The organism is Lacrimispora xylanisolvens (assembly GCF_002934545.1).
Classification (GTDB): Bacteria; Bacillota; Clostridia; order Lachnospirales; family Lachnospiraceae; genus Lacrimispora; species Lacrimispora xylanisolvens.
Window position 1 is genome coordinate 155,343 of sequence record NZ_PTJA01000005.1, and the last position, 14,687, is coordinate 170,029.

Below are 14,687 nucleotides of genomic sequence, written 5' to 3' on the forward strand. Positions count from 1 at the left end.
CCTCCTGTTTTTAAAGATTATTTATGTCCAACTCTCCTGCAAACACTTCCACAGCAGGACCTGTCATAAATACGTGACCGCTTCCCTCTCTGTCCCAGTGAATCGTTAAGTTGCCGCCTTTTAATGAAACCTTCACCGTATTGCCGGTGCGTCCGCAAAGCGCCGAAGCAACTGCACTGGCTGTTGCTCCAGTCCCGCATGCCCAGGTCTCTCCGCTTCCTCTCTCCCACACCCGCATGCGGATGTGCTCCGGACTTACAACCTGAATAAATTCAGAGTTGGTACGTTCCGGAAAACGCTTATGATGTTCAAACCCAGGTCCAATTGCCTCTAAATCCAGGCTGTCAATGTCATCCATATAATAAACTGCATGGGGATTGCCCATGGAAATTCCAATAAACTCATAATCCGTGCCATTCACACAAATAGGCTCCGATACCTGGCTTGTCACTTCCGGGATCCCCATATCAACCGTTAAAAGGACTGCTTTCCCATCTTCCTCAGTCACTTTTAAATGCTTGATTCCAGCTGCCGTTTCCACATCAAACTCTGTCTTTTCCACCAGATGATGATCGAACACATATTTACCCACACAGCGGATCCCATTGCCGCACATGGGGCTCTCTGAACCGTCAGCGTTAAACATGCGCATACGGCAGTCTGCCACTTTAGACGGGCAGATCAGAATCAGACCGTCCGATCCGATTCCAAAATGCCGGTCACTGACTTTTTTTGAAAGCTCTGCAGGATCCTCAACGGATTCCTCAAAACAGTTGATATACACATAATCGTTTCCGATTCCCTGCATCTTTGTAAATTTCATCTTAATCCCCCACTGTTAAATATTAATAAGGCTCATGATCATCTGTGCAGTCTCCACCATGTTGGTTCCGCTGTCCATACTGCATTTTTGAATGTAACGGTGCGCTTCTGCTTCTGTCATATGATTCCGTTCCATTAAAAGTTCCTTGGCCTGCTTAATCAGCTCCTGCTCTTCTCCGCTTCGTTCCTTCGGCTGACTCTTTAACTTCTTCCGCCTTTTTGCCAGAGACTCCATCATCATCTCCAAGGTGCTTAAAAGATCCTGAACCTTTAAAGGCAGACCAAGACAGACCACATCATCCGGTGCCTTGCCGCTCCACTGGCTGGGAGACGCTACCAGAAGCATGGGCATCCCTTTGGGAAGACATTCATAAAGCTCCTGATATACCATATCTGCAAACCTGCATCCGCATACTACAATTCCGCTGCCCAGCTCATCTGCGCTGTTTACCGTCTGAGCGCCGGAGGTGCAGACTGCCGAGACCGTAAAGCCGTTTTTCATAAGAATATTCTTTATATTTTTCGCATCCTCTGCTTTTGAAAATGCCACAATCACATTGGTCAAACACTCTCACCTCCAGATAACAGTATCAGGGAACGGGATCTATCAATACTTGTATAAGTATTCTTCCACTTCCCAGTCCGTTACCTGCGCACGGAACATACGCCATTCAGCTTCCTTTGCCTCTAAGTATTTGGTATAAATGTGCTCGCCCAGCACTTCCTTCATAAACTCATCCTTACGGAACATTTCAATGGCCTCTCCCAGAGTTTCCGGAAGCTGCTCAATTCCTTTTGAAGCCATCTCCTCTACCGACATGGAATAACCATTGCAGTCCACGCTTTCCGGCGGAGTCATCTTCTTCTCAATTCCGTCAAGACCTGCTGCCAGACAGGCTGCAAGTGCCAGATAGGGATTTACCGCAGAATCCGGGCTGCGCAGCTCGATGCGTGTACTTTCTCCTCTCGCACAGGGAATCTTAATCATAGAGCTTCGATTGGACCGGGCTGACCATGCCACATAAACCGGAGCATCATATCCGGGAACAAGACGTTTGTAGGAATTGACAAGAGGATTGGTTAAAATAGTCATTCCCTGCATATGGTGAAGAATGCCTGCCATAAACTGGTAAGCCGTCTGGCTTAATCCCAGCTTATCTTCCGGATCTTCAAACATATTCTTACCTGATAAATCAGAAAGGGACATGTTAATGTGCATTCCGGAACCATTGACACCAGCCTTGGGTTTTGGCATAAAGGTGGCATGAAGACCGTGGCGCTTTGCAATTGCCTTAACAGCCATCTTAAATGTCATGATGTTATCAGCCGTCACCATACCTTCTGCATACTGAAAATCAATCTCATGCTGACCCGGGGCGATCTCGTGGTGGGATGCCTCGATCATAAAGCCCATCTCTTCCAGAGTGAGGATCATGTCTCTGCGGACATTCTCCGCCTGGTCAATGGGGGCTACATCAAAATAGCCTGCCATTTCATGGGTATCTGTGGTGGGCTGCCCTTCCTCATCCATGTGAAAAAGGAAAAATTCGCATTCCGGACCTGCATGAAATACAAACCCCATATCACTTGCTTTTTTTAATACTTTTTTCATTACAAACCGGGGATCTCCTTCAAAAGGAGTCTGGTCCGGGCAGTGTACATCGCACATCAGCCTTGCAACTTTCCCCTGCTGGGGACGCCATGGGAATATCTCAAAGGTATCCAGATCCGGATAGAGATACATATCAGATTCTTCACTTCTTACAAAGCCCTCTATGGAAGAACCATCAAACATACAGCGGTTATCCAGGGCTTTTCCCAGCATATTCTTTGTGATTGCAACATTTTTTAACATGCCGAATATATCGGTAAACTGAAGACGGATAAATTCCACATCTTCTTCTTCCACAATGCGGAAAATATCTTCTTTGCTGTACTTGCTCATAAAACACTCTCCTTTTCTCATGATTGAATAAAGAGCCCCGCCTTATGGGACTCTTTGCCACTTATGCGATCCTTGCAAAGCGTCTCTGCTCTATGGGGAACGAGGTTCCTGAAGATAATAATACCTGGAAAAAGGGTGGGCAAACACAGCCTCACTTCATGGACCATCTTCGCACCACCCCGTCATATGTGTAAAATATAACAGCTTAAAAAAAATTTGTCAATGTGTTTTTTCATTCCTGTTTTGATACCGGAGCGCCCGGACTGCATTTAAGATCGCCAGCACAGAAACGCCTACATCTCCAAAAACAGCAGCCCACATGGTAGCAATTCCTGCTGCTGAAAGAATCAGAATCAGCACCTTCACACCGATGGCAAAAATAATATTCTGCTTTACAATTCCCACAGTTTTTCTGGCAATCAGGATTGTATCAACCAATTTCGTAAGCTCATCGGTCATGATTACCACGTCTGCTGCTTCCACGGCTGCATCAGAGCCAATCTGCCCCATGGCAATTCCTACATCGGCACGGGCAAGAACCGGTGCATCGTTGATTCCGTCTCCAACAAATGCCAGCGCTGCATCCTTATGTTTCTTAGTCAGCAGCTCTTCCACCTTACCTACTTTATCACCGGGAAGAAGACCTCCATGAACCTCATCAAGTCCAAGCTTTTCTCCCACCAGTTTTCCAACCTCAGGTTTGTCGCCGGTAAGCATCACCAGCTTTTTCACTCCAGCTGCCCTTAAGCCCTTTAAAGCTTGCGGAACATCTTCCCTGATGGTATCTGAAATGGTTACACTGCCCAGATACGTGTTCTTATCTGCTATATAAAGCGTTGTTCCTGCCATGGAATCTGCTGCATTTACAGCAATTCCCTGTCTTTCCATGAGTCTGGCATTCCCAATATAAAGTTCTGTTTCCTTATTCTGTGTATAAACGCTTGTTTTTACTCCAAATCCTGCAATTTCTTCCGCAGCCCCTACCATTGACGGATCAAGCGCTTTCCCGTAAGCTTCTTTTACCGAATGGGCAATTGGGTGATTGGAATGAAATTCACCATAGGCAGCAAGCTCTAAGAGCTCTTCTTTTGTTCCCGCAAGCGGATCCACACTGGTAACCTGGAATTTTCCGGTTGTTAACGTTCCTGTTTTATCAAAAACCACTGTATCCAGATTTGCCATGGCTTCCAGATAGTTGCTACCCTTTAACAGAATTCCCTGCCCAGAGGCCGCTCCAAGTCCTCCAAAAAAGCTTAATGGAACGGATATTACCAGTGCACAGGGACAGGAAACAACTAAAAAGCTGCAGGCACGGTAAATCCAGGTTCCCCAGTCGCCGGTGAATAAAGGCGGAATAACTCCAAGCATTAAGGCAAGCACTACGACGACTGGCGTATAGACTCTTGCAAATCTGGTGATAAAGTTTTCTGCCCTGGCCTTTCTCGAGCTGGCGTTCTCCACCAGTTCCAGAATCTTGGCAACCGTGGAATCATCAAAAAGTCTGGTAACACGAACCTCCAAAACACCGTTCAGATTGATGGATCCGCTTATAACCGGTTCATTCTCTTTGATCTCCACAGGCATGGATTCCCCGGTTAATGCTTTGGTATCAAGACTGCTGCTGCCTTTTACCACAACTCCGTCAAGGGGCACTTTTTCTCCTGGCTTTACTACGATGATATCGTCAACTTCCACCTCATAGGGATCTACCTTCTCCTCCGCTCCATCACGAAGCAGATTGGCATATTCCGGGTTAATGTCCATAAGATCTGTTATGGATTTTCTTGACCTGTTTACTGCATAATCGTTAAACAGCTCACCGATCTGATAAAACAGCATAACACCCACTGCTTCTTCCAGAGCTCCGATCCCGATTGCACCAAAGGTTGCCACTGACATTAAAAAGTTTTCATCAAAGAACTGACCGTTTTTTATATTTCTGACTGCTCGTAAGGGGATATCATAACCTGCAGCCAGGTAAGAGATTATAAATAAGATCCAATACCAGAAAACTTTTCCCTCGGCTGCCATGGCAAGAGCAAAGAATACGGCACTTATGACCAGTCTGATTCCCATGATTTTCTGTTTCTTTGTCATAACTGCTCCTTTTGCTTACCGAAGAACTTTAAATTCTGCTTCCGGTTCAATCTTATAGGCTGTTTTTCTGGCTGCTTCCATAATCTCATCCACTTTTTCTTCTAAAACTTCCATGGTTAATCTCTGGGTCATAAAGCTTAAGGATGCGCTTTCCACACCATTTAATTTTTTAACCTCTTCTTCAATTTTAGCTGCACAGTTTGCACAGCAAAGGCCCTCTAACTTAACTATTTTTTTCATCTTTCCTCTTCTCCTTTTCTCTCTATTTAATGTGAATCCTTATTCGCTGATATGCTCCATTCCCTGAGCCAGAATGGTTTGTATATGACCATCTGCCAGAGAATAAAAAACGGTCTTTCCTTCTCTTTTAAATTTCACCAGACGCATCTGCTTTAACACACGAAGCTGATGGGAAATTGCCGACTGCCCCATGGAAAGCAGATTGGCAATATCACAGACACACATCTGGGACTGGCTGAGCACATAGAGAATTCTGATTCTCGTTGGGTCGCCAAAAATTTTAAAAAAATCTGCAAGATCCATCAGCTGCTGCTCTTTTGGCATGGCTTTTAACACCTGATTTACAACATTCTCATGGACACAGATAAAATCACACTGATCAATGTCCCCGTCACGAACGGTTTTCTCTTCTTCTGCCATCTCATACCTCCTTATATATTAATATGTGAATAACTGTTCATATGTTAATATTAATCACTCTTTAATAATTTGTCAAGTACCTTTTGCCAGGGTATTGACACTTTTTTCCTATGATGATAGACTATAAGTCCTTTTCCATATCTAAACTCACATCTAAATTCAGGAAAAGAGAATATTGATACCACGGTAGAGTCCCCGGATGGAATTCCGGAGAGCTGTGCTGGCTGTATTGCCTGCACTGACCGCTTGGAAAGATATTAGAACGTTCTGACCAGTTATGACAGACCTCTTCCCTCTTACGGAAAGAGCTGCCCGCTGCAGGAATGAACCGTTCACAAATATTACTACCAGGAGGAATTTTTATGATTCAAGTGGAACACATGAACAAGACGTTCAAAGTCACAAGAAGAAGTGCCGGATTTTCCAATGCGGTAAAGGCGCTTATTCACAAGGAGACCGACACGATCCATGCTCTGTCCGATATATCCTTTTCCATCGGAGACGGAGAGATGGTAGGCTATATTGGCCCCAACGGTGCCGGAAAAAGCTCCACCATTAAAATTTTAAGCGGCATTTTAACTCCGGATCATGGGTCATGCCTGATTAACGGCCGGATTCCATGGAAGGACAGAAGGGAACATGTAAAGGACATCGGCGTTGTATTCGGTCAGCGCACCCAGCTTTGGTGGGATGTTCCTGTAATTGATTCCTTTGAACTGCTCCGCGACATCTACGAAATCCCCAGAAACCAGTACTTAACTACATTAGAAGAGCTCATTGATCTTCTTGCACTGGAAGAGATTATTAAAACTCCGGCAAGACAGCTTTCTCTGGGTCAGCGCATGCGCTGTGAAATCGCAGCCTCTCTTCTCCATACCCCAAAGATCCTTTTTCTTGATGAACCAACCATTGGACTGGATGCCGTATCAAAGCTGGCAGTCCGGGATTTTATCAGAAAGCTGAACCGGATCCACAAAACCACAGTGCTTCTTACCACCCATGACATGCAGGACATTGATGCACTTGCAGACAGGGTTCTGCTGATTGGGAAAGGCCGGCTTTTATTGGACGGAACTCTTTCCGATTTGAAATCCCGGTGTGAGCCCCCATGCGCCACCCTGGATGAGATTGTCGCCTCCCTTTACCGGGAATTTCAGATTTAGGAGGGGGCAAGATGAAAAAATACTGGTCTTTTTTCCGCATCCGTTTTATTCGGGGATTGCAATACCGCACTGCCGCCCTTTCCGGAATGGTGACGCAATTTGTATGGGGATCCATGGAGATCCTTTTATTCCGGGCGTTTTATCAGGCTTCCCCCGAAAGCTTCCCCATGACCTTTGAAGCGCTGTCCACTTATGTGTGGCTCCAGCAGGCATTTCTTGCTCTTTATATGGTCTGGTTCTGGGAATCAGAGCTTTTCAATTCCATCACGACCGGAGATGTGGCCTATGAATTATGCCGTCCGGTCCGCCTTTACGATATGTGGTTTGTCAGAGGTCTGGCAGTCCGGCTTTCCAAAGCGGTGCTGCGCTGCATGCCCATCCTGATATTTTCCTGGTTTCTTCCTGCTCCCTACGGACTTACGCTGCCGGGAGATGTGAAAATCTGGGCAGTTACAATTTTGTCCATGACACTGGGACTGCTTCTCATTGTGGCCTTTAACATGATTGTTTATATGTCCGTATTTTACACCGTTTCCTCACAGGGGATTAAACTGTTTGTTACCTCGCTGGCGGAATTTTTAAGCGGTTCCGTTATACCGCTTCCCTTTCTTCCCGACCATGTACGGACGATTGTGGAATTACTACCTTTTGCCTCCGCACAGAATGTTCCGTTCCGGATTTTTGCCGGTGATATAACTGGACCTGATCTTACCATCAGCATCTTAAAACAGACATTCTGGCTGTTTGCATTTGTACTCATCGGACGGTATTTAGAAAAGCGGGCTTTAAAACGGGTTGTCATACAGGGCGGTTGAAAGGAGGATACCATGAATTCAGTCAGGCTTTACTTTATTTTTTTTCTCATGCATTTAAAAAGCATGATGCAGCACAAAGTTTCATTTTTTATAACATTAATCGGGCAGTTTTTAATCTCCTTTAATGTCTTTTTAGGAGTCTATTTTATGATGACCCGTTTCCACCAGGTGAACGGATTCTCTTACAGCGAGGTACTTTTGTGTTTTTCCATTACTCTTATGGCTTTTACACTGGCAGAAACCGTTTTCCGAAGTCTGGATACATTTGAAACCATAATTGGAAACGGAGAATTTGACCGTATTTTACTCCGTCCGAAAAACAGTCTGTTTCTGGTTCTTTGCAGCAAGGTGGACTTAACCAGATTCGGACGGCTGATTCAGGCTGTTGTCATGCTGGTTTATGGGATTTGCTACAGCTCCATAAACTGGACACCCCTTCGGTGCATTCTGGTAGTATTGATGATTTTAGGAGGCGTCTGTGTTTTTGGAGCCATTTACCTGATTTTTGCATGCTTATGCTTTTTTACTCTGGAGGGACTGGAATTTATGAATGTATTTACAGACGGAGCCAGGGAATATGGAAAGTATCCCATCGGGATCTATGGGAAAACCGTTCTTTTTATCTGTACTTACCTGGTTCCCTTTGCTCTGTTCCAGTATTATCCTTTTTTATATCTGACAGGAAAGTCAGACAACCTGTGGTACAGCCTGCTGCCACTGTTTAGTGCCCTTTTTCTCATTCCTGCATTTCTTTTATGGAAATTAGGGTTAAGGCACTATCAGTCCACCGGCTCCTGATTCAATAAAAATGCATCCCCGCGGCTTTTACAGTCCGCGGAGATGCATTTTTATTATCCCATATGTTTTGTTGCATTAATCATGGCAGCTCTCTCCATGATGGTGATGACCACAATCGTGATCTTCACCTCCCTCATGATGATGGCTGCATTGTGTCTCAGGATCAAACTGAAGGCTTCCTGACAGCAGGGAATTTACCGCCTCATCAGCATTTCCTTCCACTCCCGGATATAACTTAATTCCAGCTTCTGACAGTGCATTTCTCGCTCCTGCTCCAATCCCTCCGCAAATAAGAGTTTTTACACCCAGTCTGGTCAGAAAACCTGCCAGGGCACCGTGACCGTCTCCATTGGTATCCGCAACATCCTGTGATATTACATGTTGGTCTTCCACCTCATAGATTTTAAACTGTGTGGTTTGTCCAAAATGCTGAAATACATTACCTCTGTCATAAGTAACCGCAATTTTCATAGCAAGACCTCCTGTTATTTAGTCAATGACTCACTATGGATATCATAGAATTATTTTCGTCATATGTCAATAACTTTTGTCCCTTTCTGTATGATTCGTCCAAACAAAGTTGTAAAAACCAGTATGGATACCATTACGCTTATGAAATCTGAGATTGGCTCTGTGTAAAAAATATAATTAACCCCCAGCCATGCAGGCAATAATACCGCTCCAAGAAGGAAAATTGTCTTTCGGAACATGGATAGGGAAATTGCTGCCTTTGCAGCTCCCAGACCGGTGAATCCGTCTACAATTACGTACTGTAGTGCCAGAGGGATTATCCCCATGGTATAGATCTTTATCCCGCTGACAGTCAGATCAACATAGGATTGATCCCTGGTAAAAATATGTACAAAGATCTGAGGAACCGTATGGGCAATCAGGAACATTACTGTGGTAAAACCAACTGCAAGAAGAGCAATATAGCGCTCTGCCTGCCTGATCCGCTCCGGTCTTCCTGCCCCTAAATTATAACCCAGAATGGTCTGGGTTCCTGTTGTAATACCTCCAAGAGGCATGGTTACCATTAACATAAAGCTTTGCACAATGGTCATACAGGTGAGAAGCTTTTCTGCACTGCCCTCACCCCCAAAATGCATGATCACTGTATTTAAGGAAATGATAAGCACGTTATCAAATGCAATGATAAGGAACGGGGAAAGCCCCAGTGTAAGGATTCTCTTCATCACCTCTGAGTCATACCCCTGAAAGGTTATGCGAATGGGAGGGATTTTTCCAAAAAGAAACCGAAGAACATAGATACAGGATATCACCTGGGACAGTACGGTTGCGATAGCAGCACCTTTTACCCCCATTCCGAAAACAAAAATGAAAATAGGGTCCAGGATTATATTGCTCACCGCTCCACAGAGAACGGATTTCATGGCTGTGCCGGCATATCCCTGGCTTACAATGAACGGATTTAATCCTGCAGAAAGCAATGCAAACACGGTCCCGGTAAGATATACGGTAAGATATTCATCTGCATAGGGAAATACGGTCTTCCCCGCGCCAAACCACATGAGAAGGCGGTCTTTCAACAGAAAGGATACTGCAGTGATAAGAACGGAAAAAATCAATAAGAGCAAAAAGCAGTTGGCCAGAATCTGGCTGGCAGCTCTCTGGTTTTTTTCTCCCAGTCGAATGCTCATAAGGGGAGATCCTCCTGCTCCCACCAAAAAAGCAAAAGAAGAAATCAGGGTCACAATGGGACCGCAGATTCCAACTCCTGCCAGGGCGACTTCCCCGATCGCCGGGATATTTCCAATATACATACGGTCTACGATACTATATAATACACTGACAAACTGAGCCAGCATGGAGGGTACCGCAAGCCTCCATACCAGCCCTTTTATATGATCTGAATTTAAATCGTTTTCTTTTTTCACCTGTAACTCCATTATTTTGACTGATTTGTTATCTCTCCCTGCGAACCAAAGGTATAAGATACATTGTCTATTACCATGGTCTTATCATGAACTACCATTCCATTGGAATCCAGATAATACCACACTCCATCCGGTTGAATCCAGCCGGTCTGTCTTTCATAATTTTTCATGTAATACCGTTCCCCATCAATGGTTTTAAAGCCATCTGACGGAATCATGGAACCGTAATCTGCAAAGGATAATTCGATCGTAACATCTCCATCAATTCCTGCCACTCTTCCTTTATCCGTACACTGCCAGATGGTTCTGTTTTGATAATCATTGACCGTTCCGTATCTGGCATACCATACATCATATGGAACCTGGCTCATATCGATATGAAGAGACAGCCATTTATTATTTGCATAGACAATGGGACGATAGCCTGCATCTGCAATGGTTTTGCAGAATGCATTGATATTATCCGTAATCTGCTGTTTAGAAAGCTTATTATCAAGCAGATACTGGGATTCCACATCATAGGCGATGGGATAAGATATCCGGTAATCCTTAACCTGACGCAGCACATACCTGGCCTCTTCCACTGCAGTCTGGGTATCAAGCGCCTGGGTATAAAAAAATACCCCGGTCTTAAGACCGTTTTCCGAAGCATGCTTCATATTCTCTGAGAAATAGGGGTCCATATCATTGAGGTAACCGATCCGCACCATGGCAAAAGAAACTCCGTCCTCTGCCACCTTCTTCCAGTCAATCCCACCGTTTGCCTCATTCTGTCTGTTCTGGTATTTGGTCACTGTAATTCCCTTTGCTAAAACTCCTGTAATGGGATTACCGGATGCATCGATATATTGTCCATTCTCCAGTTTCCAGGCTTCTGCCGAATAACCATTTAAAGGGGTAGCAAATGCCTCAGAAGCCATAAGACAGGCAATCAGATAAGCGGCGATCCTCAATCTTATGTTTTTTTTCATTGTATCCTCCAATTACTGCTTTTAATCTAATCATCTTTCTCTTTTCGAAATCCATCGATGTCTTGAACCAAGGTCTTTATGCTGTAAAAGAACCGGTCGAAGGCACCGAACTTATAAATGCTGATCACCAGCATTCCAATGGGAACAGCCAGTATCATTCCGGCAATCCCGCTTATTTTAAATCCCAGATATAAAAATAATAATGTCATTAACGGATCAAGACCCATGGTATCTCCTACGATCTTCGGCTGAATGATCTGTCTTAATACCAGTGTCAGTACGTAAATCACAATCAGACCTACGCCAAAGGCATATTCTCCTGAAACAATCCTAAGAATCGCCCAGGGAATCAGGATGGTTCCAGTCCCAAGGATAGGAAGGAAATCAAGAATGGCAATAATGACAGCAAGCAAAAGTGCATACTTCACTCCCAGAACCAGAAATCCTGCTGCCAGTACACCTGCGATAATGAACATGATCTTAAACTGAGCAAGAAAGTAGCCTCCTACCAGACGTTTTACATCCTTTTTCAGATAATTATAATATTCGGAAAATCCATCAGGAGTATACCGGTCTAAAATAACAAGAATTTTATCCCGGTCCACAATAAAAATATAGGAAGAAAATATGGTTACAACCGTGTAAACCAATGCTGCAGGAATACTCTTTACCACATTGCCCGCAGCCATAAAGGTGGGCGATGCGATCTTCTGCACCATAACATTTAAATATTCTCCAATATGTGTTACAAATACATTCACCGAATCCTGAATTCCACTGGGAAGAAAACGCAGCAGATTTTCTGCTGTCAGAAGCATCTTCTGAACCTCCACCCAGGCCGAATCATAGTAAAGGGGGATATCTTTCACAAATCCTGCTGCTTCCGAAATCAGTTTTGATATGATTAAATAAAAAGCACCAATAATAAGAGCCAGTACTGCCACCACAATCAGCACAGAGCTGTGCTTTCTCACCAGCTTCAGGCGTTTCTCCAGCAAACGCACCAGAGGATTGGCAATGACTGAAATCACCCAGCCAATTACGAATGGAAGAAAGAAATTCAGTATTCTTGGTCCCCAGATGCAGATTAAATAAGTAAACATAATAGGGATAATAATATTTAATAAAATTCTGCTATATTTTTTTACAAATTCCATGCTTATCTCCTGTCTTTATAATACCCGAAAAAGTCCAAGTGATAAATAGTCTGATCAAAGAAATTTCTCCAGGAAATCATAAAGCTTTTCCATCTCCTCATCCGTACCAATGGTGATCCTTAAATAATTATCAAGCCTTGGCTGTTTAAAGTAACGAACGAAAATCTGTTTTTCTCTCAGCGCCAGGTAAATATCTTCCGCTTTTTTCTCCTTATGACTGGCAAAAATAAAATTAGTCATGGAATCAGGAAATACAAACCCAAGTTCGCTGAGACGTTCTTTCGCTTTCTCTCTTGTGGTTATAATTTTTTCAACCGTCTGTCTGAAATAACAGTCATCCTTTACCGCTTCCGCTCCCAGAACCTGGGCTGGCATATTCATAGTATAGGAATTATAAGAATACTTTACATCGTTTAAAGCCCGTATCAGTTCTTTGTTACCCATTGCAAAACCAATCCGCATTCCTGCCATAGACCTGGATTTGCTAAAGGTCTGCACTACCAGAAGATTCTCATATTTTTTAATCAGCCCGGCCGCACTTTCACCGCCGAAATCAATGTAAGCTTCATCCACAATCACAACCGACTCCTGATTGTGGGCAATGATGTCTTCCACTTCACTTAATGGCATAAATACGCCAGTGGGTGCGTTGGGGTTCGGAAATATGATTCCCCCATTCTCTTTATAATAATCTTCCTTACGAATGAGAAAATGCTCATTCAGAACAGGTGTCTCAAAAGGAATATGGAACAGCTCCGCCCATACCTGATAGAAGGAATACGACACATCGGGAAATAAGACTGGTTTTTCAGAATTAAAAAATGTGAGAAATGACATGGCAATCACATCATCAGACCCGACTCCCACAAAAATCTCATCTTCCTCCATCTGATAATATTCACACAGTGCCTTTGTCAGAACGGTAGAAGACGGATCCGGATATTTGCGGAACGTATCATAATCCATCTCATCAATGGCTTTTTTTACCAGAGGTGACGGAGGATAAGGATTTTCATTGGTATTCAGTTTAATTAAGTTCCCGCCCTTTGGCTGTTCGCCTGGAACATATGGGGTTACTGTCCGGATATTCGCCTGCCATGCTTTCATCTTATGCCCTCCCTGTCTGCGGTAAGTCCATATTCCTGTGCAATCTCATGGAATGCAGGAAGTGAACGTTCAATCTGTTCATAAGATACACAATAAGCAATCCGCGCGTAACCAGGACATGCAAAAGCACTTCCCTGCACCAGAAGAACCCGGTGTTTTTTACAATATTCACAAAACAGTTTGTCATCTTCCGGAGTTTTTATAAACAGATAAAACGCACCTTCCGGTTTAATACATTCAAATCCGTATTCTGTTAAACGGTTGTAGAGAAGTTCCCTGTTTTTATTATAAGCAGACAAGTTCACTTTTTCATCCACGCAGCGAAGAATCACCCTCTGCATCAGAGACGGAGCATTGACACATCCCAGAACACGGTTTGAAATGCTGGCGGCCGCAATCACAGCCTTTGAATCCTCCACCTCATCAGGAATGACCAGATAGCCGATTCTTTCCCCTGGCAGAGATAAGGATTTGCTGTAGGAATAGCAGACCACTGTATTTCTGTAAAACAGCGTCACATAAGGAACCTCAACACCGTCATAAGCAAGCTCTCTGTAAGGCTCATCTGAAATCAGGAGTATGGAAGATCCATACTCTTTTTCTTTCCGCTCCAGAATGGCACCAATCTCCCGAAGGGTTTCAGAAGAATAAACCACGCCGGTTGGATTATTGGGAGTATTTATAATGACTGCCTTAGTCCTGTTTGTGATTCTGCTTTCAAATTCCAGGAGATTTGGCTGAAAAGTTTCTGTATTGGGAGGAACAACAGTAAGCACGCCGTCATAATTACGTACGTAAGAACCATATTCCATAAAATAGGGTGCGAATACGATTACCTCATCACCAGGATCTAATATGGTCTTTAAAATCACGTTCAGACCGCTGGCGGCCCCTACCGTCATAAGGAGATTGCCTCCATGAAAATGAGTCCCGAACCTTCGGTTGATGGACTGTGCGATGCCTTCTCTTACGTCATCAAAACCTGCATTGCTCATATATCCATGAACCATGGTTGATTCTTCCTCATTCATAATATCAAGGATTGCCTGCTTTACTGCATCCGGTGCAGGTACGTTGGGATTACCGAGGCTGAAATCATAGACATTTTCTGCACCATATTCGGCAGCCATCTTCTTTCCCTCTTCGAACATGGCGCGGATGGCGGAATTGTTTTCTACAAGGGGTCTCATCTTGTCTGCTATCATATCATTATTCCTTCCTTTATCCTGAAATGGTTTACGTGGATTATAACAC

At 44.0% G+C, this 14,687-nt stretch carries 15 protein-coding genes; 3 read left to right on the forward strand and 12 right to left on the reverse strand.

What is annotated here, in order from left to right; translation table 11 throughout:
* Positions 1-10: 10 nt before the first annotated feature.
* The 6 genes from dapF to BXY41_RS11155 all read right to left on the reverse strand — a co-directional run bounded on the left by dapF (position 11) and on the right by BXY41_RS11155 (position 5,524).
* Positions 11-823, reverse strand: coding sequence for a diaminopimelate epimerase (gene dapF / locus BXY41_RS11130; protein ID WP_104436914.1), 813 nt, complete (start codon positions 821-823; stop codon positions 11-13).
* 15 nt (positions 824-838) lie between these two features.
* A complete protein-coding gene (locus tag BXY41_RS11135; protein ID WP_104436915.1) occupies positions 839-1,387 on the reverse strand; it encodes an ANTAR domain-containing response regulator in 549 nt (182 codons plus the stop codon).
* Positions 1,388-1,429: 42 nt separating this feature from the next.
* Positions 1,430-2,767 (reverse strand): type I glutamate--ammonia ligase, encoded by a 1,338-nt coding sequence (gene glnA / locus BXY41_RS11140; RefSeq protein ID WP_104436916.1) that lies wholly within the window; start codon positions 2,765-2,767, stop codon positions 1,430-1,432.
* A 219-nt stretch (positions 2,768-2,986) separates the two neighbouring features.
* On the reverse strand, positions 2,987-4,864 hold the full coding sequence (locus BXY41_RS11145; RefSeq protein WP_104436917.1) for a heavy metal translocating P-type ATPase: 1,878 nt from the start codon (positions 4,862-4,864) through the stop codon (positions 2,987-2,989).
* 15 nt (positions 4,865-4,879) lie between these two features.
* Positions 4,880-5,104: a cation transporter gene (locus BXY41_RS11150; RefSeq protein ID WP_104436918.1), complete on the reverse strand. Its 225-nt coding sequence runs from the start codon at positions 5,102-5,104 to the stop codon at positions 4,880-4,882.
* A 39-nt stretch (positions 5,105-5,143) separates the two neighbouring features.
* Entirely contained in the window at positions 5,144-5,524 is a 381-nt protein-coding gene (locus BXY41_RS11155; RefSeq protein WP_104436919.1) for an ArsR/SmtB family transcription factor, read from the reverse strand.
* A gap of 362 nt (positions 5,525-5,886) precedes the next feature.
* Here BXY41_RS11155 and BXY41_RS11160 point away from each other — a divergent pair, with 362 nt between their 5' ends.
* Genes BXY41_RS11160 through BXY41_RS11170 form a run of 3 tightly spaced genes read left to right on the forward strand, consistent with a single transcriptional unit; the run spans position 5,887 to position 8,300 of the window.
* Complete coding sequence (locus BXY41_RS11160) at positions 5,887-6,687, forward strand: ABC transporter ATP-binding protein (RefSeq protein ID WP_104436920.1); 801 nt, start codon at positions 5,887-5,889, stop codon at positions 6,685-6,687.
* A gap of 11 nt (positions 6,688-6,698) precedes the next feature.
* Positions 6,699-7,502: an ABC transporter permease gene (locus tag BXY41_RS11165; RefSeq protein WP_104436921.1), complete on the forward strand. Its 804-nt coding sequence runs from the start codon at positions 6,699-6,701 to the stop codon at positions 7,500-7,502.
* Between the two features lie 12 nt (positions 7,503-7,514).
* The gene (locus BXY41_RS11170) at positions 7,515-8,300 is read left to right on the forward strand and encodes an ABC transporter permease (RefSeq protein WP_104436922.1); all 786 of its coding nucleotides are present in this window, start codon (positions 7,515-7,517) and stop codon (positions 8,298-8,300) included.
* 75 nt (positions 8,301-8,375) lie between these two features.
* Here the strand turns inward: BXY41_RS11170 and BXY41_RS11175 are convergent, their stop codons facing one another.
* From BXY41_RS11175 to BXY41_RS11200, 6 genes are read right to left on the reverse strand one after another with little or no spacing between them, the layout of a single operon-like run.
* Complete coding sequence (locus BXY41_RS11175) at positions 8,376-8,771, reverse strand: NifB/NifX family molybdenum-iron cluster-binding protein (protein ID WP_104436923.1); 396 nt, start codon at positions 8,769-8,771, stop codon at positions 8,376-8,378.
* A gap of 59 nt (positions 8,772-8,830) precedes the next feature.
* Positions 8,831-10,198, reverse strand: coding sequence for an MATE family efflux transporter (locus tag BXY41_RS11180; protein ID WP_104437102.1), 1,368 nt, complete (start codon positions 10,196-10,198; stop codon positions 8,831-8,833).
* Between the two features lie 11 nt (positions 10,199-10,209).
* The gene (locus tag BXY41_RS11185) at positions 10,210-11,169 is read right to left on the reverse strand and encodes a glycoside hydrolase family 25 protein (protein ID WP_104436924.1); all 960 of its coding nucleotides are present in this window, start codon (positions 11,167-11,169) and stop codon (positions 10,210-10,212) included.
* Between the two features lie 26 nt (positions 11,170-11,195).
* Positions 11,196-12,326, reverse strand: a complete 1,131-nt coding sequence (gene ytvI, locus BXY41_RS11190) for a sporulation integral membrane protein YtvI (protein WP_104436925.1) — start codon at positions 12,324-12,326, stop codon at positions 11,196-11,198.
* 54 nt (positions 12,327-12,380) lie between these two features.
* Entirely contained in the window at positions 12,381-13,433 is a 1,053-nt protein-coding gene (gene hisC / locus BXY41_RS11195; protein ID WP_104436926.1) for a histidinol-phosphate transaminase, read from the reverse strand.
* A complete protein-coding gene (locus BXY41_RS11200; protein WP_104436927.1) occupies positions 13,430-14,638 on the reverse strand; it encodes a pyridoxal phosphate-dependent aminotransferase in 1,209 nt (402 codons plus the stop codon). The genes hisC and BXY41_RS11200 overlap by 4 nt, the downstream gene beginning before the upstream one ends.
* Positions 14,639-14,687 lie beyond the last annotated feature (49 nt).

What these genes read in the sequence shown, in the direction of transcription:
- BXY41_RS11160 (WP_104436920.1), top strand. Translation starts at nt 5,887, where the DNA reads ATGATTCAAGTGGAACACATGAACAAGACGTTCAAAGTCACAAGAAGA.
- dapF (WP_104436914.1), bottom strand. Translation starts at nt 823, where the DNA reads ATGAAATTTACAAAGATGCAGGGAATCGGAAACGATTATGTGTATATC.
- BXY41_RS11175 (WP_104436923.1), bottom strand. Translation starts at nt 8,771, where the DNA reads ATGAAAATTGCGGTTACTTATGACAGAGGTAATGTATTTCAGCATTTT.
- ytvI (WP_104436925.1), bottom strand. Translation starts at nt 12,326, where the DNA reads ATGGAATTTGTAAAAAAATATAGCAGAATTTTATTAAATATTATTATC.
- BXY41_RS11155 (WP_104436919.1), bottom strand. Translation starts at nt 5,524, where the DNA reads ATGGCAGAAGAAGAGAAAACCGTTCGTGACGGGGACATTGATCAGTGT.
- BXY41_RS11150 (WP_104436918.1), bottom strand. Translation starts at nt 5,104, where the DNA reads ATGAAAAAAATAGTTAAGTTAGAGGGCCTTTGCTGTGCAAACTGTGCA.
- glnA (WP_104436916.1), bottom strand. Translation starts at nt 2,767, where the DNA reads ATGAGCAAGTACAGCAAAGAAGATATTTTCCGCATTGTGGAAGAAGAA.
- BXY41_RS11145 (WP_104436917.1), bottom strand. Translation starts at nt 4,864, where the DNA reads ATGACAAAGAAACAGAAAATCATGGGAATCAGACTGGTCATAAGTGCC.
- BXY41_RS11200 (WP_104436927.1), bottom strand. Translation starts at nt 14,638, where the DNA reads ATGATAGCAGACAAGATGAGACCCCTTGTAGAAAACAATTCCGCCATC.
- BXY41_RS11185 (WP_104436924.1), bottom strand. Translation starts at nt 11,169, where the DNA reads ATGAAAAAAAACATAAGATTGAGGATCGCCGCTTATCTGATTGCCTGT.
- BXY41_RS11170 (WP_104436922.1), top strand. Translation starts at nt 7,515, where the DNA reads ATGAATTCAGTCAGGCTTTACTTTATTTTTTTTCTCATGCATTTAAAA.
- hisC (WP_104436926.1), bottom strand. Translation starts at nt 13,433, where the DNA reads ATGAAAGCATGGCAGGCGAATATCCGGACAGTAACCCCATATGTTCCA.
- BXY41_RS11165 (WP_104436921.1), top strand. Translation starts at nt 6,699, where the DNA reads ATGAAAAAATACTGGTCTTTTTTCCGCATCCGTTTTATTCGGGGATTG.